We start from the raw sequence: 23,259 nt of genomic DNA, 5'->3' as shown, positions 1-23,259 counted from the left end.
TTACTGAATAAGGACATGCCATGATTGATTTACGCAGTGATACCGTTACCCGCCCGAGTCGCGCCATGCTGGAAGAGATGATGGCCGCCCCGGTCGGGGACGACGTTTACGGCGATGACCCGACGGTCAACGAACTCCAGCGCTATGCCGCAGAATTGAGCGGAAAAGAGGCTGCGCTGTTCCTGCCGACCGGCACACAGGCCAACCTGGTTGCACTCCTCAGCCATTGCGAACGCGGCGAAGAGTACATCGTCGGACAGGGTGCGCATAACTACCTGTACGAAGCCGGTGGTGCGGCTGTACTGGGCAGCATTCAACCACAACCGATTGATGCCGCGTCTGATGGCTCCCTGCCCCTCGATAAAGTCGCGGCAAAAATCAAAGCCGACGATATCCATTTTGCCCGTACAAAGTTGCTCAGCCTTGAAAATACCCACAACGGCAAAGTGCTGCCGCGTGAATACCTGAAAGCTGCGTGGGCATTTACCCGCGAACGCAAACTGGGTTTACATGTTGATGGTGCACGTATTTTTAACGCCGTGGTGGAGTATGGCTGTGAACTGAAAGAGATCACGCAATATTGCGACTCGTTCACCATTTGCCTCTCCAAAGGCTTAGGTACGCCGGTTGGCTCGCTGTTAGTAGGCAATGCTGACTACATTAAGCGCGCCAATCGCTGGCGTAAGATGACGGGCGGCGGAATGCGTCAAGCCGGGATCCTGGCCGCAGCCGGTTTATATGCGCTGAAAAACAACGTCGCACGTCTGAAAGACGATCATGACAATGCCGCGTGGATGGCAACACAGCTCCGCGAGATCGGTGCTGACGTGATGCGTCACGATACCAACATGCTGTTTGTTCGCGTCGGCGATGATCACGCGGCCGCGCTGGGTGAGTTTATGAAAGCACGCGGTGTGCTGATTAATGCCTCTCCGGTGGTACGCCTGGTCATGCATCTGGATGTCAGCCGTGAACAGCTCGCAGAAGTGGCTCGCCACTGGCAGGCTTTTTTACAGCGTTAATTGAGGAGAACAACGTGCCGCAACGCATTCTGGTACTCGGGGCCAGTGGTTATATTGGTCAACACCTTACCGTTGCGTTAAGTCAGCAAGGGCATCAGGTGCTGGCAGCGGCACGTAATACTGAACGCCTGCAAAAACAAAATCTGCCTGGTGTAGCCTGCCACAATGTCGACCTTAACTGGCCGGATACGCTCCCTTCTTTGCTGGAGGGCGTAGATACCCTCTATTATCTGGTTCACAGCATGGGAGAAGGTGGCGATTTTATTGCGCATGAACGTCAGGTCGCGATGAACGTGCGCGATGCTCTTCTGCAAACACCGGTGAAGCAGGTGATTTTTTTAAGTTCGCTGCAAGCCCCGGAACATGAACAATCAGACCATCTTCGCGCGCGCCAGTTGACCGCAGAGATCCTGCGCAGTGCCGCGATCCCCCTGACGGAATTACGGGCAGGCATTATCGTCGGTGCGGGTTCCGCTGCGTTTGAAGTGATGCGCGATATGGTTTACAACCTGCCGATATTAACCCCGCCGCGCTGGGTGCGTTCACGCACCACGCCCATCGCCCTGGAGAATCTGCTGCATTATCTGGTTGAACTCCTGCGTCATCCCGCAGAACAACACCGGGTTCTGGAGGCGGCCGGGCCTGAAGTGTTGACCTATCAGGCGCAGTTCGAACATTTTATGGCTGTCAGCGGTCGTCATCGCTGGCTGGTTCCAGTCCCTTTCCCCACCCGCTGGATCTCCGTGTGGTTTTTAAATGTCATCACCTCGGTTCCTCCCACGACGGCAAAAGCACTGATCCAGGGGCTGAAACACGATCTCCTGGCGGACGACCGCGATCTGCGCGCGCTGATTCCGCAGGATCTGATCCGTTTTGATGACGCAGTGCGTAACACGCTGAAAGAAGAAGAGAAGCTGGTGAACTCCAGTGATTGGGGGTATGACGCGCAGGCGTTTGCCCGCTGGCGGCCAGAGTATGGGTATTACCCGAAGCAGGCAGGTTGTACCGTTAAAACGCAGGCCAGCCTGGAAGCACTCTGGGAAGTGGTTAACCAGATTGGCGGCAAAGAGCGCTATTTCTTCGGCAATATCCTCTGGCAAACACGAGGGGCGATGGACCTGCTGGTAGGGCACAGGCTGGCGAAAGGTCGTCCTGGCCGATCCTATCTTCAGGTCGGTGATACGGTCGATAGCTGGAAAGTGATCATCGTCGAGCCGGAAAAGCAGCTGGCTCTGCTGTTCGGTATGAAAGCGCCGGGGCTTGGGCGACTCTGTTTTACGCTCAAAGATAAGGGCGATCACCGTGAGCTGGATGTCCGCGCCTGGTGGCATCCCCATGGTATGCCGGGGTTATTCTACTGGTTGTTTATGATCCCGGCGCATCTGTTTATCTTTCGCGGAATGGCTAAACGTATTGCGCAGCTTGCAGAACAAAAGAAGGAAAAGATCTAAATAAAACTCTTATTCTTTCACCTTTCCCATTGCATACAGGCGTAATTCACGGAAGAATGCGCACGAAATTCTTTTTCAACACAGTGGATTGATATGAAGGTACTGGTTACCGGTGCGACCAGCGGCTTAGGCCGAAACGCGGTCGAGTTTCTGCGCAACAAAGGCATTAGCGTCAGGGCGACCGGTCGCAACGAGGCGATGGGAAAACTGCTGCAAAAAATGGGCGCAGAATTTGTCCATGCCGACCTGACGGAACTGGTTTCCTCTCAGGCTAAAGTGATGCTCGCCGGAATCGATACGCTGTGGCACTGTTCCAGTTTTACCTCCCCGTGGGGCACACAGGAAGCCTTTGATCTCGCCAACGTCCGCGCCACGCGTCGTCTGGGTGAGTGGGCGGTAGCCTGGGGCGTACGTAATTTTGTTCATATCTCCTCCCCTTCCCTTTATTTCGATTATCACCACCACCGTAATGTTCAGGAAGATTTTCGCCCGGCACGTTTTGCCTGCGAGTTTGCGCGCAGTAAAGCCGCCAGCGAAGAGGTGATCGATCTGCTGGCGCAGTCGAACCCGCATACCCGTTTTACCATCCTGCGTCCGCAAAGCCTGTTCGGACCGCATGACAAAGTATTTATCCCACGCCTGGCGCAGATGATGCATCACTACGGCAGCGTGTTACTTCCACGTGGTGGCGATGCACTGGTGGATATGACCTATTACGAAAATGCCGTTCATGCCATGTGGCTGGCCAGCCAGACTGCATGCGATCATTTACCGTCAGGCCGCGCCTACAACATTACCAACGGTGAGCCTCAGGCGCTGCGTAGCATCGTGCAACGCTTGATTGATGAACTGAATATTCACTGTCGCATCCGTTCTGTGCCGTATCCCATGCTGGATATGATCGCCCGCAGTATGGAGCGTTTCGGTAGCAAGTCGGCAAAAGAACCTGCGTTGACGCATTATGGCGTATCGAAGCTCAATTTCGATTTCACGCTGGACACAACGCGCGCGGAGAACGAGCTGGGGTATAAACCCGTCGTCACGCTGGATGACGGGATCGTACGCACTGCAGCCTGGTTACGGGATCACGGGAAATTGCACCGCTAGTCACACCTGAAAGCACCAGTCGTGACAATTCCCTCTCTTAACGGAGCGGAAAACACGAAAACGGCAACCCTCGGGTTGCCGTTCGTTTTTACAGCGCAGTCCAGGCGTCAGACCAGGCCAGACCTGCGCCCGGTTCGTAGTAGGCCGGGGCGTTGTTACACCAGCCACTGTACGGGAACGGTTTACACTGGAAGAGCTTACCGTGGTTGTTCACAATATCCCCCGCTTTGTACTTGCTGTTCGCACTCCAGCCAGGATAAGCGCCAGATGTCCCCTCATCCTGAGAAGGTGCAGCCGCTTTCGCTTTCACATTCAGCAGGTAAGACGTGGTGCTGCTCAGTTCACCGTCGCTGACGGTCAGGCCCACTTCATACTGCTGAGCGGTAGCCGCTTCTGGCGCAGTGAAGGTAACAACCGCTTTGTCTTGTCCCGTCACCGTCTGGCCATCCTGGGAACGCCAGGTATAAGTCAGTTTGTTGCCGTCAGCATCGGTTGATCCTTCAGCACTCAGGGAAACCTGCGCACCCGCTTCAACCGCACCAATCGGGCCTGCAATGTGTGCCACTGGGGCGTGGTTAACCGTTACAGGTTCTGCTGGCGTTTCATCCGGAGTTGGGGCTGGGACTGGTGTTTCGTCTGATGGCGCTGGCGTCACAGGTTCGTCAGCCGGTTTTGTTGAGGAACCGTCATCATTCACAATGTTCACGTTATAGAACTTCTGTACACACTTGGTGTAGTCGCCCTCTTTAAACGCACTGAACGGAGTCTGGTAGCCCACCAGTTGGCAGGAATAGGTTTTCCCGTCAGGCGTATCCGCACTCCATCCCCAGTCCTGCTCCCAGTAAATTTTCAGTGCGCCTGCACCGCCTTCATCAAACTGTTTCATGTTGGCGCAACCCAGCACTTCATTCGCCGGAACCGGTACTTTCAGGTAGTTAGCAAACTCTTTGTAATACTTAATACGGTTCTGAGACTGCGCGATCTCCGTCGGACCACCGCACTCTACACCACCGTTGATGATCTGGGTGGTTACACCGAAGCCAGAGACCAGGCCGTTGGCCTTATCGCGATCGTTCGGCTGCCACGTCCCGTCAATCACCTGCAACATGCTTGGCTTAGGCGGCTGAGGATAGGCGAAGAAGAAGATCGCACTTGCCAGGTTCAGCCAGGTGTCTGCCACCAGTTCGGGTTTATCCAGCAGCGTGCGGACGTCACCAAACATGGCTTCCGAGAACGGGCCATAGTTGTAGTTATAGGAAAGCTGTTTTGCGCCGCGACCAAAGTAACTCACAAAGTCACCGTCTTTATCTTTGCCACACGGCCAGGTCTGCCCCTGCCAAATACTCGGGTTACATTCGCCGTTGTAACCCCCTTTCTGGCCCTCGGTCCAGCCCATTTCACGGACATGAACCAGCGCCTGACGCCATTCAGCTTCAGGACGCCAGCTTTCATGACCCCCCGTTTCCTGTGCAAAGTGGGCAAACATGGTCGCCAACTCTTTGCGGCAAATCGCATCGCTGTCACGACCGTCATTATAGGTCTTACACAGCGCCGGGAATTTACCCACGGCTTTCAGGAAATTGCTGTAGGTATATTCTTTCGCACGCATCGGGAACAGATATTCCCAGTCGCTTGCTTTGACAATACCTTCAACGCGCTTAACGTTATCCGGGTTGGTAGCACGCCCTGGCTCAATCTGCTCAACCAGACTGTTATCCAGCGTTGCGATGGTATCTTTTACCGAGGCCATCAGCGGGAAGCTGGTGAGTTCTTTTTCCTTTTTCGCCAAATCACTGGCTTTCATGGTGTACGGTTCGCTGCTGGTTGCCTGCAGCGTTGCAGCCTGAGCCATAAACGGAGCAATACATGCCCCGGCAACGAGAATGCTCAGTAATGTCCTTTTCGTCATGTCAAATAGTCCTGTATTTAAGCAACAATGATAATGCACTCCTGGTTTATGTATTATTCCTTTAATAAATAAACCATAGATGCGGTTCTTTTCCTTTTTTGAAGGACACGGAAAACATCCTTCAAAAAAGAAAAATCAATCCCTGTATATTTCACTGCCTTTTATTTCCTGATATTTTCGCCACACTTTATGAGCATAAAGCATCCGCTTAGGGTAATTCTCTTTTCTCACCCCGGCGTTATAAGCCCCAACGGCTTCCCAGTTATAACCGTAGACTCTAATCATCTTCGATAATATTGATGCGCCCACCATAATGGAGGTGCAGGGCTCTGATATTAAGCGATACTCATCAATCCCCTGACGCTCTAACTCGCTGAAGTGAGAGCTGTTAATCTGCATTAACCCAACATCTCTGGAGCCATCATGGTTCCAGCCGACGGCATAAGGATTCATTCCTGATTCCACATTTGCTATTGCAAATAATAAATAGGGGTCGACATGGTAATAATGTGCAGCACTGTCCCAACAATTGGCCATTACACCCGGACAAACGAATAAAAATAACCACATCAAACGCTTCATGATATTCATCCCACCGTTCAGTTTTCCATACTCTCCTTGTGCATTTATTCTATTTAGGTGTAATTGGCCACACCCGAAGCGGGGTGTGGCCAACGATTACGGGCAGATATCATTCCCGTAATGACAGGTTAATAACCTTATTTACACTCTGCAGATGAACCTTCTTTCACCCATACATCACTCTTGGCAGGGTTATCACCACGGGTCCACCATTTCGCACGGTATACAGAGCCCTGATACGTGGTTGTTTCACCGCCGTTGTAAACCAGGTCAGAGCGCCAGTTCATGCTCACTTTGCTCACCAGTTCCCAGGCATCCACACCAAAGCCAGGTTTGTTGCCCTGAGTCCAGTACTTCGCTTTCCACACCAGATGGTCGGCACTGACGGTGTCGCCATTGTTGTAGATTTTGCTGGATTCCCACGCAGCATATTTGCTGGCATTAGCATCAACCGGGGCGTCACAACTGCCGGTAGCCGTACCTTCGTCAGAAGGCTGAGTGCCTTCATCAGATGGCGTTGTTCCTTCGTCAGATGGCTGAGTGCCTTCATCAGATGGCGTTGTTCCTTCGTCAGATGGCTGAGTGCCTTCATCAGATGGCGTTGTTCCTTCGTCAGATGGCTGAGTGCCTTCATCTGCCGCTTTCGGTGTCACCACAACCTGTACGTTGGACTGAACGCTGGTTTTACCGTCACTCACAATCACGCTCAGGGTGTAGGAGGTTTCCGCGCTCACTGCTGGTGCAGTGATGTTCACGTTGGCAGTATTCGTGCCGGTAGCGTGCATATCTGCCGGAACACTCCATGCATAGGTCAGTGCATCACCATCTGGATCGGCTGCCTGAGCATGCAGAGCATAGCTTTCACCTGCTTGCAGAGAGACGGTTTCCATCGGGTTCACCACCGGCGCCTGGTTCGCTTTTGGTGCTTTATTCACCACCTGCACGTCAATCGCGTTACTCAGACCTTTCGCATCCGTCACTGTCAGACGGAAGGCCAGAGTCTGGTCAGCCGCCACAGCATTAACGCTGAAAGAGGCTTTCGCTTTGGTGCTGTTGGTCATGGTGACCGCCGGACCAGAGATCTGGGTCCATTTGTAGGTAATTGCATCGCCATCCGGATCGGATGAAGACGAACCATCCAGAATCACCGATGCCGGGCCAGTGACCATCTGATCCACTGCTGCCGCAATCGGCGCATGGTTTGTCACAACCGGAGTATCGGAACCGGAAGAACTGCCGCCCATCAGGCTTTCATTCATCGCGTTCAGGATATCGCCGTTATCAGAGTCAATGGACCAGGAGAACAGGCCACCCAGTTGATTAGCCAGAACATACTTGCCTTTTGCCGCAGTGGAACGTGCATCTTCATAAGAGATCAGTTCACCGGTCGACTTATTGAAGACATACGGGGCTTCAGCATCAGCATCGTATTTGTATTCCCAGCCCGGTTTACCTTTGTATTCGTTAACGATCTGACGATAGTCAACAACACCAGGTTCCCAGGTGCCTTTTACCGGCCCGGTTGCGGTTCCGGTAAATGGATTATCGCCAGTCTGGCCGTGTACACCGGTCCAGCCACGGCCATACATGCCTGCGCCTACCACGATTTTGCCTGGTTGTACGCCCTGCTCCAGCAGTGCTTTAACACCGTTTTCTGTGGTGTAGTTGGTCTCCGGACGCCATGCTGGTGCATGCAACGCCGCCTGGTGGCCCAGTTCGGTATTACTCCATGCGCCGTAGAAGTCGTAGCTCATCAGGAAGATGTGGTCGAGGTATTGTTGAGCCGCGGTGTAATCCACATCTTCAATTTTATCTTTCCCGGAACCAATTGCCGTGGTCAGTTCATAGGTACGACCGGTTTCAGCAGACAGTTCATTCATCATGGTGCGCAGATCGTGCATCAACGCGGTATAGGTCGCTTTATCTTGCTGCGGATTACCCAGTGAGGCGTTTTCACCGCCGCCGCCAGGGAATTCCCAGTCGATATCCACACCGTCGAAGAATTTCCAGGTTTTCAGGAAGTCTTTCACGGAAGCCACAAAGCGCGCGCGAATCGCAGGGTTACCCATCTGATAGAACGGGTCAGACAGCGTCCAGCCACCGATAGAAGGCAACACTTTCAGGCCTGGATGCGCTTTTTTCAGCGCCATCAACTGACCAAAGTTACCTTTGTACGGGTCATCCCAGCCTGACACACCAGACTGCGGTTTTTGCAGCGCGGCCCACGGATCGTGGATGGCTACGGTGTAATCCTGACGGCCGTTACAGGCGCGTTGCAGAGCCTGGAAACTGTTCCCGCCTTCGATTGATTTCAGGCTGTCGTTGATACCGTCGCCACCACAGATTGGGATAAAGCCGTACAGAATGTGGTTCAGGTTCGCAGCCGGGATTTTATCTACCGGGAAGTTACGTCCATACACGCCCCATTCCGGGAAATAGGCCCCAACCACTTTGTCAGTATGCTGCGCGAAGGTTTTGTTGTTTTCCTGCATTGCCGCATTCAGGGGCAACAGATGGCTGCCGTCAGTATCTGCAACAATGATCAGCTTGCTGGCACTTTTGGAACAGCCGCTGGCGTTACAGAGTTCAACCTGTTCCTGATAACGTCCGCCTTTTTTCACTTTAAACGTGGCAGAACCGGACGCGCTACCTGCACCAGACCATACAGTTTGACCATCCAGCAGCACTTTAGCTGAAGTTGGTGCATCGCCGCTCCAGACGTTCCACTCCACCTTCACATCCACACCGTCGTTATGTACTTTAACGAGGCTGTTATAGTCCTGCGCAGCCTGGTCAACCTCAACAAGGGCAAATTTATCGTTACCGCTGCTGATGGACGGTGTACCTGGCGCAGCCGCAAAAACAGAGCCGGAAGCTGCTGCAATTAATAGCGCCAGATATTTAGGCTTCATAAATTTCATTATTAATTCCTGATAACTTTATTTGTGAATAGTTAAAAATCATGCATTCCATCTTGCATGTGAGATTACTTATTGACTGACTCAATAAAAGGTTGCCAAACATTTATTTATTGCGCTACTCATCCCCCATAAAAGATATACGCGAATAATTCCTACACCTTATGTTTATAACAATACCGCGAGAAACACATTATTTCCCTTCATTCCCCTGGCGAAATAATCCCAAAAAAAACTTGACTCACCAAATAAAAAATCAATGGATGTTATTTAGAATAAAAATAATCAATCCGGAGGATGCTAAAAGAGGACCAAATGGAATAGCGCCCTGTGAATGTGGCGATTTATAAAACAATCCATAAATAACGATACCGCTGACTGCGGCAGCCAGTAATAACGTCGGTAATACCTGCCAGCCGCACCAGGCGCCCAGAGCAGCAAACAATTTGAAATCACCATAGCCTAATCCTTCGCGCCCGGTGCATAACCGAAAAGCCCAGTAGAGCAACCACAGCGAAAGGTAGCCGGCTATGGCCCCGTAAAGTGCATCAGTTAATGGCTGGAGATGGAGAACGGCTGTCAGTAACAGCCCAGCCCACAGCAGAGGTTGCGTCAAACAATCCGGCAAAAGCTGGTAGCGCCAGTCGATCATCGCCAACGGCAGCAGGAATGCGGCCAGCAACCAGATTGAAAACAACACCGGGATACCGGGGATACACCAGGCCGTAATGCCAAAAAATAGCGCGGTAAAAAGCTCAATCAGAAACACGCTTAGCGGGATGAGCGTGTGACACTCACTGCAGCGCCTGTGCAGCAGAAGCCAGCTTATCAGTGGGATATTTTCCCATACGGCTAACGAATGCTTGCAGACCGGACAATGCGACGCGGGCAAAAGGAGATTTCCGCTCTCCCCTTCATTCATCACCATGCCCGGTACGCGGTCAGCCACAACCCCCAGAAAGCTCCCAACAATCGCACCGAAGCCCCCGCTCATCAGTGCGAATCCCAGCGGATGACATGCCCTGACCCACATCAGGTTAGTCATACCCCCTTTTTCCAGGTGAGCTGAATTTCAGCTTTAACATCACTCATATGATCGACAGGTGTAAGGTTCATTTTTTCCAGTCGAATACCGGATGTCATATTCATCTCCCGCAACCAGTTTTTTAACGCATAAACGTTGATCCGGTTGATCGCAAAAGAGAGTGCTTGCCCATCCTGACGCACATCCGTCAGCGATATGTTAATCTCGTGTGCACTGTTTTCCACGACGCTGCGAGGGTTGTCTGTTTTAATCTGCTGCAACTGAAGATGGTTTTTATCTATTTCACTGCGCATCCAGTTCAACGTTTCTTTTTGTCGCATCAGCGTTGATTTGCTATTTTGAATAATATTATCCAAGGGAAGGACTCCTGCGTAATATACGGCGGCGCAGAAAACTGCTGCCGCACACACTTTTAATACAATTTTTTCTCTGTCGCTGTAACGCTGGTAGCGCGATTTCAGCTGCATAATTCGTTCATTCATTTATATTTCCCGGAGATCATGGCGGTATAAGGAGAATTATTTGAAACAGGCTGTAGCGTAAAATCAAAACGCTCACTGGCCTGGCTTACAAATTCCTTCAGCCCCTCCTGGTTTTGCGTACTGACGCTCAGGGTCAATGTATTTTGCGTGCCGTCATATTCCAGCAAATTAATTTCCACAGCAGGGACCATCTGCTTCACTTTTTCCAGTTCATCGAGCTGGAGAAAGATCCCTTTACTCTGTTTCTTCAGATTCTGTCCAAAGTGGTATTTGATATTGCTCTGCTGACGCATACTGGGAAAGTGATGCTGGTAGACATCGACGATCTCCTGCTGCAAGCGGTTTTCTTGCTGAACCGCCATCCATGCCATGCCCATTCGTGGCCCTAACAGCAGCCCGAGCGACAAAATTCCCATCACCGCCATTGCGGCGTTACGCCCTTTTGTCGTGTTGCCCTTTGTACCTCTGGCGCTGAATTTACCGTGTAAGAGATTGATACGACAGGTTTGCCACTGAGGCTGAATCAATACCAGCGGGTGTTGCCACCGCAGATTCTCATCGACGTGGATGCCCGCCGGGCTCTCGCCATAGCAGCACACCTCACCGTTCTGCACTTTTTGCATCAGTAGCGGCAACAGTGTTACATCAACGTTACAAGCTACATGCGAAGAAAAGCGTAGCCAGTAGTTCTCCTCCAGAGAGATGACCGTATTCCCATGCGGAGAAACCGGCAGTAACCAGGCATCCGGCAACACCTGGATCACCTTTAATCCTGCCTCGTTAAAAATACTCAGCCAGTACTGCAGACGTTCTGCGTCAATGGCGACGGCATCAACCTCACGGCCCTTTTTGTTGAGCACCGTCCAGTGCAGGTTATCCACCTCACCAATCAGCGTCTCCTCTGCCATCCAGGAAAATACCGTAGCCTGGGCTGCCCCCCCTTTTTTGGGCAACGTAAAATGGCGAAAGACCATCTCACTCGCGGGTAAGAGCAAACATACGCGAGATGCCAGAGGATGCTCCGCCAGTGCGGCAAGCGCTTGTGTGCCATCCAGAGCATCAACCTGCTGGCTACCGGAAACACACCACCACAATGCTCCATCCTCACGGCTGTCAGGACGAATAAAAAGTACCTGTTTCATAGAATTCGACTTTTGTTATTCAATCATTCGGTAACGACGCTGCCACGTCACAATCTCGCCAGCATCCTGATTCACCTGAAGCTGGCTGATCACGCGAAGCGTTAAATCATCGGTATTACCGGTATAACGGACGCGGAAATAGCGGCTGTTAATGGCCAGTTGTTCGGTGACTTTCGGTAAATCGTCTTTTAGCTGCGGGGCGTTTTGCTCCAGCGCTTTCATGAAATCATCCAGACTTTCCCATCCAGATTCGGGGCGCGAAGCAATCAGGCGAGAAGCCCCCTCTGTCGTGAGTTTGCCGGGAAATAGCGCAGCCAGAATCACCGCTTTCGCCTGACTCAGGGTGTTCACATCAACCTTGCTGACCGTATCCGGCAATGCACACAGCAGCTTGCTCACTTTGGGGTACGCACTGACGGGAAATGCAGGCAACAGCTTGATCTCAGCAATATCACGCATCATTTGATTCGCGGGTAAACGCGCCGGAACCGTCCCGGCCCAGGCATCACGTTCAGCCCCCTCTTTTACCGTGGAAGGATCGGCATCGAGGTAATCCACCAGTTGCAGGTAAATCTCCTCGGCTGTCACCTGGCTGATACCGCTGTCGGCCAGCAACTGTTCCAGGGTCTGTTCGTTACGCGGTTTTTCCGGTGCAGCCTGAACGTTCACCGCCTGAGTCGCGTTGTCAGCCGCAAGCAGGTTGTTAACGTTAAAGCAGTCCTGGGCGTCTTCCACCTGGCTGACCACCGTATAGTCTTCTCCCAGCGTCTCCAGCGGCTGATGCCAGTCGCCATCAGGGGCAAGCGGTTTACTTTCGCCGCTGGCGTCGGTTTGCAGGGTATCTTTCACCACCTTTTCCTGCGCCTGTATGGCCCAGCGGATCTGCTGCTGACTCACCTGATAGCGCGTTTTCTGCAAATTACGGCAGAACTGCTGACTGATTTTGGCTGCCAGCGCCGACATCATCACCAGCAGGATCAGCACCACCAGCAGGGCAACCCCTTTCTGTTTACGCAACGTATTCATCGTGTTGTGCCCGGTACGGGAGCGTTTTGAGGCGTCGGCGTTATCGCCTCCATCTTCTCTTTTGGTACAGTCACCACATCTGGAATATCCCCTGGAGTGGTGAATACCCAGCGCCAGGTCTCCCCGTTGTCCATCGTCAGCGTGAGTTCCACGCCATCCGGCTGATGCGCAGTGTCGGTCCAGTTTTTCTGCCAGCCATTGCGATAAAACCGCCACTGCACGGATTTCACCTGACTGATAATCGGCACTTCTTCGGGCTTCACGTCTGGCGGGCTATCAATCGTGGGCCAGACATCCCGCCACAAATGGCCTTCTTCCAGACGCCAGCGCACACGCTCCAGTTGTACTGTTCCGCTTACCCCACTTAACGTCGTGAGTTCAAGCGTCTCCCCTTCCTGACGAAACAGGTCCGGCTCATTACGTGGTGCTCGCGCCTGAAGCTGGAAAAAATCGCGCTCCATCAAACTCCAGGCACGCTGCAGCTGGTTGAGCCGGGCCGCACGGGTATCCGTCGCAGAACTGGTGCGCATTGCACCGTCCAGGATCTGCCAGGCAAGCGTACTGATCACCGCAAAGATGGTCAGCGCAATCATGATCTCCAGCAACGTAAACCCGCGCTGACGTTGCACTTTTTTCACTTTCGCGCTCCCGGCGGAATAATTTGCAGGGAAATCACGGGCTGATTCTCGTCCCCTTCCGCATAGACGCGAATGGCGTTCGCCCAGCCGTTATTCGTGGTTTTGATCCGTTGCTTGCGCCAGTTCCAGTTGCGTCCTCCCATCATTTCCGTCCCTTGTTCTTCGGCATCGGGAAAATCGGCTTTACTCAGTTGCGCTTCTGCCAGCTGGTTTTCCGCCACCCAACTGGCCTGTAACGTATCGGCAAGACCGTACGTAAAACGCACATTCAGGGAGACGGAATTCATCAACGCCAGCGCCGCAGTAGAGAAGATCACCAGTGCAACCATCACCTCCAGTAGCGTCATCCCACTCTGTTTTGCTCTGCCTTTAGCCATCATTCTCTACCGATACAGGCGCAGCACCTTGCGACACCACGCGGAAAAAGTGCTGTTTGTCATAGCTTTGCAGTGTCAACGTGAAGCGGCCAATCTCGCCATCCGGCAAAAAAACAATCTGCGGTTCAGACTCTGTCGTGGCGGCCAGACGCTGAGGGGAAAGCGAAACGTGCATGTCTTCAGGGAAATCACCCAGAGTGGTAATACGACCAGCGGATAAGGGCATCCAGCGACGTTCACCATTTTTCTCAGTTAGCGTCACCAGTTGATATTTATCCGCCGTGATGACTAACCCTAGAATATTCCCGTCCATGACTGCGCGGTCGGAACCATAATCAACGAGTGCTTTTAATTGCTGGCCAAATATATCTGCACCACTGCGCGACGGAATAGTGGAGACCACCATCATGGCGCAACTGGCAAATATCACCAGTGCCAGAATAATTTCCAGCAACGTAAAGCCGCGTTGTTTATTCATTATTTTTTATCGAGTGACCAGTTAGTAATGTCATCGGCCGTATTCGCTTCACCATCCGGGCCGGCGGAAAATACATCTATCGCGCCATGTTCGCCAGGGCTGACCAGAATATAATCGCTGCCCCACGGGTCCTGCGGCAGACGGCGAATATAGCCATCCGCGCGGTAACCGTTCGGAACAGGGGCGATTTCCGGTTTTGTCACCAGCGCCTGCAACCCCTGCTCGGTCGTTGGGTAGCGGTGGTTATCCAGCTTATACATATCCAGCGATCCTTCGAGAGCAACAATATCGCTGGTCGCTTTTTGGGTATCCGCTTTTTCTTTGTTTCCCATTAAATTGGGCACGACCATACTCGCCAGAACGCCGAGAATGACAATAACCACCATTAATTCGAGCAATGTGAAGCCCGCCTGGCGAGCCAGGTTTTTTTGTTTTACAGCCATGAATTAACCTACCATGTTATTAAGTTGCAAAAGCGGTTGTAATATTGATAAGACGATGAATAAAACAATTGTCGCCATAGTAACGACCAGAGCCGGTTCAAATACCGATAACGTTAATGTAATTCGATGCTGTAATGCGGACTCCTGATTTTCCGCCGCACGATCCATTAAATGACCTAATTCACCGCTCTCCTCACCTGAGGCAATCATATACAACATGGTGGGCGGGAATAATTTCGCCTGTTCCAGTGCCGCGTATAATGATGCCCCCTGACGTACGGTATCAGCAGCCTGCTCTAGCACCTGGCGGGCATATAAATTTTCGATGCCGTCCATCGCGATATACATCCCCTCCAGCAGCGGAACGCTACTGGCCTGCAAGATGCTCAGCGTGCGGATGTATCGGGCACTGTTGATGGCACACACCAGTTTTTTAACCGGCGAGCGGTTCACCAGCCAGCGGTTCCACTGAAAGCGATGGTTTGCGTTCCTGACCCAGGCCTTAAAGCCGACAATCCCTGCCGCCAGGCCACCTGCAATGTAGATCCCATAAGCCTGAAGGAAATCACTTACCGCAATCAGCGTGCGGGTGGTGATCGGCAGTTGCTGTTTCATATGGGTAAACTGCTCAATCACCTGCGGGACAACCGCCACCAGCAGGATACTGATCACCGCGATCGCCACGACCGTCAGGGTGATCGGATAGACCATCGCCTGCGTCAGCTTGCTTTTCATCTTCTGACGCTGTTCGTTGTACTCCGCCAGTTTCTCCAGTACATCGCCCAGATGACCGGTCTTTTCACCGGCCATCACCAGCGTGCAGTAGAGCTTGTCGAAGGTACGCGGAAACTGACTAAACGCATCAAACAGCGTATGCCCCTCCACCACTTTTTCGCGGATCTCCACCACCATCGCCGCCAGCTTTTTATCTTCCGTCTGTTTCGAAATCGCTTTTAGCGCGCTTTCCAGCGGGAGCGCCGCGTTGACCAGCGTCGAGAGCTGACGCGTAAACATCGACAACACGGGGGTGGAAAGTTTTGCGCCGGTGTGTGCTTTCCCGGTGACTGCTTTCTCATGCGTTTCTGTGATACTGACCGGCATTAACTTTTGTTCGCGAAGCCACTGGCGAACCTGCTTTTGCCCTTCAGCCTGTAGTGTCCCACGCTGGGTTTTCCCTGCGGCATTCTCCGCCGTCCATGCATAGAAGGCCATTACTCATCGCCCCCACGCTCAGCGGTAACGCGCATCACTTCTTCCAGCGACGTTACGCCAGAAATCACTTTCAGCAGCCCGTTTTCACGCAGGCTGTACGCCTGTTTAAATAACTGTGTTTCAATGGACATCTCATCTTTATCTTCATGAATGGCGCGACGCATTGTGCTGTCGACCACCAAAAATTCATGAATACCTGCCCGTCCCTGGTAACCGCTCTGGCGACAATGTTCACACCCCACGGCGCGATAAATCGCGTTGGGTGGGTTATCCATAAAACTGAACAACGTTTTTTCATTGGCATCCAGCGGACTGGTTGTCCGGCAGTGAAAACACAACCGGCGTACCAGACGCTGGGCAATGACGCCAAGCAGCGATGAACCAATTAAAAAGGACTCCAGCCCCATATCACGCAGGCGAGTGATCGCCCCGGCAGCACTGTTGGTATGGAGTGTTGACATCACCAGGTGGCCGGTGAGCGAGGCCTGAACCGCGATTTGCGCCGTTTCCCCGTCACGAATTTCCCCGATCATCACCACGTCCGGGTCCTGGCGCAGGATCGCGCGCAACCCGCGAGCAAAAGTCATATCAACGCGTGGGTTGACCTGCGTTTGCCCAACCCCTTCCAGCTCATACTCAATCGGATCTTCAACGGTCAGAATGTTGCGTTCATGCCCATTCAGCGCCGAGAGGATCGCGTACAGCGTGGTACTTTTCCCGGAGCCTGTCGGGCCTGTCACCAGGATGATGCCGTGCGGACGGTCAATCAGCCCTTTGAGTTTTTCCAGCTCTTCATCAATCAACCCAAGCTTATTGATGTCAGGCTTCAGGTTGCTTTTATCGAGTAAACGCATCACCACCCGTTCGCCATACTGCGACGGAATAGTCGAAACACGCACGTCGATAGCTTTGCGGCCAATGCGCAGGGAAATACGGCCATCCTGCGGAAGACGTTTTTCAGCAATATCGAGTTTTGACATCACCTTGATACGCGATACCAGCAACGGCGCAAGTTTGCGCGCAGGCTGAAGCACAGGACGCAAGACGCCATCCACGCGAAAGCGGATACTCAACGTGCGCTCGAAGGTTTCGATATGAATATCGGATGCGCCCTCTTTCACCGCTTCCCCCAGAATGGCGTTGATCAGGCGGATCACCGGCGAGTTTTCATCGTTATCCAGCAGATCTTCGTTGTCGGGGATCTCTTCGGTTAACGCCATCAGATCGATATCGGCATCCATGTCGTCAACCAGTTGCTGAGACACACCGCTGTTCTGCTGCCAGACTTTCGCCAGCATCTCCTCAAAGGCTTCTGGTGTCAGGATGACGGGCGCAAAGGTGCGCCCCAGCACCCGGCGAACCTCCAGCAGTGCATGCGCGGGCGCATCGTCGCGTATGTAAATGTCGCCATTGCAAAACAACACACCGTTGTCCTTCGCGTAGCTGCTGCTGCACGCGTATTGACTCAACTCTTCCACGTTGGCCTCCGCTCTATTCTTTAAACGGATTGCGGGATGTCACGGTGCTGCTCTGCTCAGGAAAGGCTGGCAGCACAGGATTATCACTGTTTTCAATAATCCCCAGCTTCTTCTCTTCCGTCCGTTGCTGCTGACGTGCACGGATCTGGTCATATTTCTCTTTCGATGCCGCACTGTAATTTTCGTCATCGCGGAGGACCGTGGTATGAATAAAGACCATCAGGTTGCGTTTGGCCGTGTCCTGGGAGGTGTAGCGGAACAACTGCCCCACCAGAGGAATGTCCCCCAGCAACGGTACTTTGGAAACAGACTGTTTCGTCACGTTCTCCATCAGTCCGCCGAGCACCACCGTCTGGCCGCTGTGTACCATGACTTCGTTATTAATGGTGCGCGTATTAAAGGTAGGGCCAAGGCTGGCATCTTCGGTCGCACTGTTGTCCACGCTGGAAACTTCCTGTTCAATCTTCAGATGGATCATGTCGCCGTCGTTAATCTGCGGCACAATTTTCAGCTTGGTCCCCACCGTTTTACGCTCAACGGAGTTAAAAACGTTATCGCCACTGGTGGTCTGCGAGCCGGAAAGAACTGGCACATCCTGACCGACATTAAACGAGGCTTCTTTGTTATCGAGCGTGACCACGCTTGGCGTCGAGAGAATGTCGTTTTTGCCATCGGTAGAGAGCGCGCTCATCAACGCCCCAAAGTCGCCATTAAAGAAGCCTGTTGCCAGTCCGGTAAAACTTGCCCCTTTTATTACGCCATCTTTGACCTGGCTAATGGGTAATCCCGTGGAACCAAACTGAACACCACCGTGTTTACTGGTCCACTGCACGCCGAGATCCAGGCCGTTTCCGTCCTGTACTTCAGCGATAATCGCCTCAACCAGCACCTGTGGACGGCGAATATCAAGCTTGTCGATCACCTTTTCCAGCGAATTCATCACGTTCGGCTGTGCAGTAATGACCAGCGAGTTGGTCGATTCATCAGCAGTGATGTTCAGGTCGGTTGATGCCATTGGCGCTTTGCTTTTCGCCGCCCCGGCCTTGTCTTTCAGCTGTTCACCTATCCCGGTTAATACCGGAACCACTTTGCTGGCATTGGCGTACTTCAGGTAGAACACGCGGGTATTGCCCTCATTGTTTTGCTCACGATCGAGCTGACCAATAAGCGCGCGCGTTCGCTCTCTGGTCGCTTCCGAACCACTGATGACGAGGCTGTTGGTATCATCGTCAGCGACCACTTTGGTCGCCAGTTGCGGCGCGTTTTGCCCTTTCTGCTCTTCGTTATTGAGGTTATTGAGCATGTCAGAAAGCGATTTCGCGGAGGCATAACGCAATGGCACAATCTCACGGCGCTGAACGCCCTCTTTGTCAACACGCTGTACCAGATCCACCAGACGGTTTACCACCGAGGCTTTACCGGTAAGCAACAACACGTTCGACGGTTCGAAATGCACGACGTTACCTACACCACTGGCGTCATTAAGCTGACGCAACAGAGGAGCAAGTTCGCGCACCGGCACGTTCTCCATCCGGACTACACGGGTAATAATCTCATCACCCTTGCCGGGATTCTTACTGTCAGCAACCGGAACCCCTGCGGTTCTGGCCACGCTTGAACGCACAACCTTAACCATGCCGTTGTCCATCGGGATAACCGACAGCCCGTACAGATCCAGCACGCTTAAGAAAAACTGGTAATATTCGTCTTCCGTCAACACGTTATAGGTTCTGACGGACACTGATCCCTGCACCGAAGGATCGACAAGAATGGTTTTATTTAAATTACGTCCAACCGTATCGATAAATTCGCGGATGTCGGTATTTTTGAAACTGGCGCTAAAGTTTGCTGCAAGCAACGAACTGGAATATAACGACAATGCGGTAAGCGCCACGCACGCCCATGGAAATTTCTTCATGTCTGTACACTTTTAATTGTTTAGAACATTAACCCGAATATTTTCAAGGTGTGCATGGCGTCTGACGACAACCTCTGCGTCTTTCATTTTCGACCAGTTTTCGAGAATACTTTTCGCTTGTACCGCTTCAGTCATATCGACAGAGTTCACCGTCACCGCCACATCACCTTTTTTTAAGCCTGAATGGTTATAAAACGAAGAGGTATTCCTTGGATTAATGTTGTAGCCTTCCAGTTGGCCTTTTTCGATAACCGGTTTTAACACCAGATAATCATCCAGGTGTACACCATCAGCCCCGACATCGTTTGTCGGTTGCATTATGGGCTCGCTTTCAACATCACCTTTAAAATAATCTGGTTTTTTTAATGCCAGTACCTGCGCAGTACCTTTGTAATTAACCACCACATTGTCTTTATTGATCTCTTCAATATAGGCGTCGTTAAATCCGGTAAGGTTCTCCCCTTCACGGTAACTTTTCTCTCCTCCCGGCGTCTTAATCACGGCGAACGAGAGCCAGGCATCATCGCTACGGATGATACCTTCGATTTCTGCCACTAACGGCGTACTCACTAATGCGGGTGAATGTTCCTGATATACAGCGGCAGAAAAAAGGGTAAACGGTTTTTCGTCCTGAACTGTTTTTTTCTGTTTTACATTCGTATTTGCCAACTTATTTGACACTTTTTTATAGTCTTTAAAGATGACATACCCTTGCTGACCACAAAAAATCAGCAATAAAAACATCACACAGGGTGTTATCAACCGTGAGAGAAATGAGAACCTCATTATTCACCTGGCCTTTAGCAAAACATAATAAGCAGTACAAAACTGCGCTAACATCTGATGAAAAGAATAAATAGTTGGCTCAAAATCGACTATCGGCTTCGCCACTAACTTTCATTAAAAAAAATATTGACCATAAAAAAACCCGATGTTAGAGAACGCGAAGAGGTTATTTTTATCCTGTTTGCAAATTGACCAGAATATCGTCTTATCTTACTTTTTGCGCACCGTTGCCCGTTACGTAAAGAGACAGTAAGCCGTTATGTATCAGAGTCATTTTAATTTCAAAAACCCGCCGTTCAGGAAAGCCACCCGTTTATCGGGGGAATTTTTTGTGCCTTATCATCAGGACATCATCAACCTGCTGAAAGAAAAGACGCAACAGGCGGGAATTACCGGACTCTTTTGCAATGATGCGCAACTGTCCAGCCAGTTCAGTGATGCCCTGAACATCAGCATCCGTGGCATGGTCACAATTAACGCCTTCCCCAAACTGAGCGCCAGTAACCTGCTGTATAAACTTAGCCCAGAGACTCAAGCGTCTAAATGCCGGATACATGCCGTTGATACTGTACTGCGCCAGTGGCAGGACGCCTCTTCCTCGCGGAAGGTAAAGAGTAAGGTACTGGTGATTTCGCATACAGAAGCGATGAAAGATAGCTGCTTCGCCATATTAGGTATGTTGCTGACTCGTGCGCAGGAACTGGATGTTCATTTATCCATCGTGCTGATGGGTTGTGCCGATCAGAAGAGCGTTCTGCTGCAACACGCTGGCCTGCAGGAGTTTGTTCATACCCATCATGTCGTGCGCCCGCTAACCTGTCGCGAAACGCTGAGTTACATGCAGATGCAGTGTGAAGAACAAGGATGCACAGCGCCCCCCTTCTCTTCCACACGCATACGAAAAATGCATGCGCTAACACAAGGCAATGTCAGCAAATTAAATGCGCTGGCGCACCTTGCGATGCTGGCCGCATGGACAGAGCGTGCCGCAACGGTGGGGCCGCGCCATCTTCGCCTGGCGGCTGGAGAGATATTACCAGCCAAGCCCCGGCGCAAGCGCATGGCGAGTCTTGCCCTGTTTGCCTCCGTCCTGTTCGCAGCCTGTGGCTGGTATTTAACCCCAACAATTAGCGCAAAACTGCCGGTTCAGTTACCTGTTCCGGCAAGCTGGAAACCGCAAATATCGACAACAGCCGCCCCCGTCATTCCCGTTATCGACAATGAAATGGTTAACCAGCCCGATGCAATGCATCAGTTGTACCTGATGTGGGGTTACGATGCCTCAGCCGAAGAGGCACTATGCCAAAATGCCGAAAAGGTGAATCTGGCCTGCAAACAGGGGACGGCTTCACTGGACACACTGGCATCTGAAGGGTATCCGTGGGTGAGTGAGATGCAGACAGGTCATCATCTCAACTACGCGGTTGTCGCCCGGGTCGGCGATAATTCGATGGATTTACTGATCAATGGCCGCACGTGGCAGGTGAGTCGCGGCTGGTTTAACCAGCATGCGACGGGTAAATACACCCTGTTACACCGTCTGACGCCGCAAGGTAAAGAGGCGATTAATGCCGCCAGCAGCCGTCAGGATCTGGCGTGGTTCGACAAACAACTCAGTCTGGTACTCGCTGAACCGGAAACCCATGCACAACACTGGACAGCCGAAATGGAAAAACGCACTCGCGAGTTCCAGCTAAAAATGAAGCTACACGCGGATGGTATTCCTGGTGAAGAGACATTGATGCGATTAATGCGTGAAGCCAATACCACGCCAGGTGTACTGATCCAGGCGCCTGACTCAACAGCACATCCGGCGACACGGGGGAAGAACTCATAATGTCGACAATCTGTCTCGCTGCTCAACGCAGCCACACCACAGGGGAAGCCGTCTGGTTTTCATATCGGCTCCCCAGCCTGAAAAAAATCGTCATCACCGCCCTGCTGTGGATGCTGGGATTTTGTACCTTGTTGATCGCCGGACTTTACGCTCATGTTTACTGGAATTTACGTCACCCTGTACCCGCACCCGTGAAAGCACACGCCGTCAAATCAGAAACGCAGCTTTCCGATATGCATTACATCTATGTGAGTAAACCATTCCCGCATCCGCAGCCTAAACCTGACGTGGTGCAACACGATATTCCGACCATGCAGGATATGCCAATTAACAGCGATGATGCAGACTGGCAACAAGCACCTGAGGGGAATAATAATGAAGATACATCACGGGATACATTACCCGGCACGCAGTCTCACGCTCGCGCCTCCGTCAGTGAGAATAATAGCGATATATCATTAAAAGCACTGTTGAATCAGGCCGTAAAGGAGCAGCAGCAGGATTATTCGCAAGGGAAAATCCCCGCGCCACCTGTTGATGAAACGCAGGATAATATTCAGATGAAAACGGACCATCAGGCTGTCAATCGCTCTCCTTAACTAAAAAGGAGAGCCAGCGGGATAATTAATATTTCTCAGGTAAAGACGTCATATTGATAAGCCGTCCTTTTTCCACCACGATATAATGTCCTTTTTTTAGATCTGAGAGGATTTTGATAATGGTGCTACGTGCCAGATTCGTGTATTCCTGAATATAATCATAAACATTGATATCACGATGTTGTTGGATCGTCAGCTCATTAATTTCCATAAGGAATTCACGAACCACCGAATATGCACTACGCGCAACGAGCAAGTCATCTCGTTTACTCATCAGGCAAATATACCATGACAGGACTATCGTGAGATCGGGCCACAGATTTTTTTCAGTCATCAATCGTGAAAACGCATCTCTTTTGATGGCGCGCACAACCGTATTGGCCCGAACAACGCCATAGATGTGCGACGTATTATGAAAAATAGAGGATAAGCCAAAGATACACTGCCCCTGTAACGTGAACATGCAAAGATCATCCGATGTTCGGCGAAATTCAACATCTCCGCTGATAATAATATAAATATATTCAGCATTGGCCGTGCTGATTTTTTGCCATTTCTTTAACGTTTTCTCCTCATATTCCGTGGTAGCCGAAATAATATTGTTAATTTCGTTTTGTGGGCGTAAATTTTTACCGTAAATACTTAACATATTGCACTCATTAAAATTCAAAAAATCAATAATAGATAGCCGCGACAACGTGTTGCCGAGGCCATTAAACAAGGTGTTTTTTAAATAAAAGAAAATATAACCAAGAATCAATCTTAGTTTATAATTATACTTACTCAATGAGTTAGCACGCTATGCATCT

21 protein-coding genes are annotated in these 23,259 nt (G+C 51.5%); 5 read left to right on the top strand and 16 right to left on the bottom strand.

The features are described 5' to 3' along the window. Positions 1–20: 20 nt before the first annotated feature. The 3 genes from ltaE (at position 21) to HV346_RS07275 (ending at position 3,580) form a co-directional block, all read left to right on the top strand. Entirely contained in the window at positions 21–1,022 is a 1,002-nt protein-coding gene (ltaE, locus tag HV346_RS07285) for a low-specificity L-threonine aldolase (RefSeq protein ID WP_181622862.1), read from the top strand. Positions 1,023–1,036: 14 nt separating this feature from the next. After that, on the top strand, positions 1,037–2,473 hold the full coding sequence (locus tag HV346_RS07280) for an SDR family oxidoreductase (protein WP_181622861.1): 1,437 nt from the start codon (positions 1,037–1,039) through the stop codon (positions 2,471–2,473). Positions 2,474–2,566: 93 nt separating this feature from the next. Continuing rightward, on the top strand, positions 2,567–3,580 hold the full coding sequence (locus HV346_RS07275) for an NAD(P)-dependent oxidoreductase (protein WP_181622860.1): 1,014 nt from the start codon (positions 2,567–2,569) through the stop codon (positions 3,578–3,580). Positions 3,581–3,668: 88 nt separating this feature from the next. Here the strand turns inward: HV346_RS07275 and HV346_RS07270 are convergent, their stop codons facing one another. From HV346_RS07270 to gspC, 15 genes are all read right to left on the bottom strand, one after another. Beyond that, entirely contained in the window at positions 3,669–5,489 is a 1,821-nt protein-coding gene (locus HV346_RS07270; protein ID WP_181622859.1) for a glycoside hydrolase family 19 protein, read from the bottom strand. 135 nt (positions 5,490–5,624) lie between these two features. Beyond that, the gene (iagB, locus tag HV346_RS07265) at positions 5,625–6,071 is read right to left on the bottom strand and encodes a type III secretion system invasion protein IagB (protein WP_181622858.1); all 447 of its coding nucleotides are present in this window, start codon (positions 6,069–6,071) and stop codon (positions 5,625–5,627) included. Between the two features lie 137 nt (positions 6,072–6,208). Next, positions 6,209–8,992 carry a glycosyl hydrolase family 18 protein gene (locus HV346_RS07260; RefSeq protein WP_181622857.1) on the bottom strand — a complete coding sequence of 928 codons (2,784 nt, stop codon included), beginning with the start codon at positions 8,990–8,992 and terminating at the stop codon, positions 6,209–6,211. Between the two features lie 253 nt (positions 8,993–9,245). Further along, positions 9,246–10,034, bottom strand: a complete 789-nt coding sequence (locus tag HV346_RS07255; protein WP_181622856.1) for an A24 family peptidase — start codon at positions 10,032–10,034, stop codon at positions 9,246–9,248. Further along, positions 10,031–10,516, bottom strand: a complete 486-nt coding sequence (locus tag HV346_RS07250) for a type II secretion system protein M (protein WP_181622855.1) — start codon at positions 10,514–10,516, stop codon at positions 10,031–10,033. Before HV346_RS07250 ends, HV346_RS07255 begins: the two co-directional genes overlap by 4 nt. Beyond that, the gene (gspL, locus tag HV346_RS07245) at positions 10,513–11,658 is read right to left on the bottom strand and encodes a type II secretion system protein GspL (protein WP_181622854.1); all 1,146 of its coding nucleotides are present in this window, start codon (positions 11,656–11,658) and stop codon (positions 10,513–10,515) included. Before gspL ends, HV346_RS07250 begins: the two co-directional genes overlap by 4 nt. Positions 11,659–11,673: 15 nt before the next feature. Continuing rightward, the gene (gene gspK / locus HV346_RS07240; protein WP_181622853.1) at positions 11,674–12,684 is read right to left on the bottom strand and encodes a type II secretion system minor pseudopilin GspK; all 1,011 of its coding nucleotides are present in this window, start codon (positions 12,682–12,684) and stop codon (positions 11,674–11,676) included. Continuing rightward, positions 12,681–13,322, bottom strand: coding sequence for a type II secretion system minor pseudopilin GspJ (gene gspJ, locus HV346_RS07235; RefSeq protein WP_181622852.1), 642 nt, complete (start codon positions 13,320–13,322; stop codon positions 12,681–12,683). Before gspJ ends, gspK begins: the two co-directional genes overlap by 4 nt. Further along, positions 13,319–13,699: a type II secretion system minor pseudopilin GspI gene (gene gspI / locus HV346_RS07230; protein WP_181623714.1), complete on the bottom strand. Its 381-nt coding sequence runs from the start codon at positions 13,697–13,699 to the stop codon at positions 13,319–13,321. Before gspI ends, gspJ begins: the two co-directional genes overlap by 4 nt. Next, positions 13,692–14,177, bottom strand: a complete 486-nt coding sequence (gene gspH / locus HV346_RS07225) for a type II secretion system minor pseudopilin GspH (protein ID WP_181622851.1) — start codon at positions 14,175–14,177, stop codon at positions 13,692–13,694. Before gspH ends, gspI begins: the two co-directional genes overlap by 8 nt. Further along, positions 14,177–14,620, bottom strand: a complete 444-nt coding sequence (gene gspG, locus HV346_RS07220; protein ID WP_181622850.1) for a type II secretion system major pseudopilin GspG — start codon at positions 14,618–14,620, stop codon at positions 14,177–14,179. The genes gspH and gspG overlap by 1 nt, the downstream gene beginning before the upstream one ends. Positions 14,621–14,623: 3 nt before the next feature. Beyond that, the gene (gene gspF, locus HV346_RS07215) at positions 14,624–15,832 is read right to left on the bottom strand and encodes a type II secretion system inner membrane protein GspF (RefSeq protein WP_181622849.1); all 1,209 of its coding nucleotides are present in this window, start codon (positions 15,830–15,832) and stop codon (positions 14,624–14,626) included. Then, a complete protein-coding gene (gene gspE / locus HV346_RS07210; protein ID WP_181622848.1) occupies positions 15,832–17,310 on the bottom strand; it encodes a type II secretion system ATPase GspE in 1,479 nt (492 codons plus the stop codon). The genes gspF and gspE overlap by 1 nt, the downstream gene beginning before the upstream one ends. A 13-nt stretch (positions 17,311–17,323) precedes the next feature. After that, a complete protein-coding gene (gene gspD, locus HV346_RS07205) occupies positions 17,324–19,228 on the bottom strand; it encodes a type II secretion system secretin GspD (protein ID WP_181622847.1) in 1,905 nt (634 codons plus the stop codon). Positions 19,229–19,240: 12 nt separating this feature from the next. Next, on the bottom strand, positions 19,241–19,972 hold the full coding sequence (gspC, locus tag HV346_RS07200) for a type II secretion system protein GspC (RefSeq protein ID WP_181623713.1): 732 nt from the start codon (positions 19,970–19,972) through the stop codon (positions 19,241–19,243). Between the two features lie 301 nt (positions 19,973–20,273). Here gspC and HV346_RS07195 point away from each other — a divergent pair, with 301 nt between their 5' ends. Next, positions 20,274–21,851 (top strand): peptidoglycan-binding protein, encoded by a 1,578-nt coding sequence (locus tag HV346_RS07195; protein WP_181622846.1) that lies wholly within the window; start codon positions 20,274–20,276, stop codon positions 21,849–21,851. Beyond that, positions 21,851–22,450 carry a hypothetical protein gene (locus HV346_RS07190; protein WP_181622845.1) on the top strand — a complete coding sequence of 200 codons (600 nt, stop codon included), beginning with the start codon at positions 21,851–21,853 and terminating at the stop codon, positions 22,448–22,450. Before HV346_RS07195 ends, HV346_RS07190 begins: the two co-directional genes overlap by 1 nt. A 25-nt stretch (positions 22,451–22,475) precedes the next feature. On the opposite strand, the gene HV346_RS07185 is transcribed toward HV346_RS07190, so the two are convergent. Next, positions 22,476–23,099: a helix-turn-helix domain-containing protein gene (locus tag HV346_RS07185; RefSeq protein ID WP_181622844.1), complete on the bottom strand. Its 624-nt coding sequence runs from the start codon at positions 23,097–23,099 to the stop codon at positions 22,476–22,478. Between the last annotated feature and the right edge of the window lie 160 nt (positions 23,100–23,259).

The sequence above is a fragment of the Enterobacter sp. RHBSTW-00994 genome, from assembly GCF_013782625.1.
In the GTDB taxonomy this organism is placed as follows: domain Bacteria; phylum Pseudomonadota; class Gammaproteobacteria; order Enterobacterales; family Enterobacteriaceae; genus Enterobacter.
Note: the sequence above shows the minus strand (reverse complement) of the source record. Positions and strands in the feature narration are given on the sequence as shown.